Source organism: Oleiphilus sp. HI0066 (assembly GCF_001635725.1).
Map to the genome: position 1 here is coordinate 1 of NZ_LWFH01001826.1, position 624 is coordinate 624.

Sequence of the window (624 nt, forward strand, 5' to 3'; positions counted from 1 at the left end):
CCATTGCTAAAAAGCGTGGTATGCAAGCCACATTTATGGCGAAGCCGTACCTCGAAGAGGCAGGNAATGGCTTGCATATGCACTTAAGTTTGATGGACGAGTCGGGAACAAATGTGTTCGCGAGTGAACCCCCAACGGATAATCCTTTACTACAATACGCAGTTGCGGGCTTATTAGATATGGCAGATTCATGCCAAGCCTTGTGGAGCCCTAATGTGAATAGCTTTAAGCGTTTAGCTTCTCGCTCCTTTGCGCCTACAAGTAAAACGTGGGGTTACGACAATCGTTCCGTTGCTATGCGTATTCCTTCTGGAAGCCTGTCTTCGACTCGAATCGAGCATCGTATGGCTGGTGCGGATGCAAACCCTTATCTTGCAACGAGTGCGTTGTTAGCGGGTGTGTTTCATGGAATTACCGAAAAGATGACTGCTCCTGAGCCTGTCACAGGTGATGCCTATAAGCAGGACCATCCTTGCGTTGCTGATAACCAAAGAGACTCTTTGAGATTGATGGAATCAGACCCACGCATTAGCGATTGGTTTGGTGCTGAGTTTATTCGCGTGTTTAGCGCAGTGAAATGGGATGATGTAAACATTTTTGAGCAGCAAATTAGTGCCTTAGAGC

The 624-nt window shown here is 47.2% G+C and carries 1 pseudogene; it reads left to right on the top strand.

The window, feature by feature from the left end:
- Nucleotides 1-35 precede the first annotated feature (35 nt).
- Nucleotides 36-624, top strand: a pseudogene (locus A3738_RS28395) (glutamine synthetase); the annotation flags it as partial.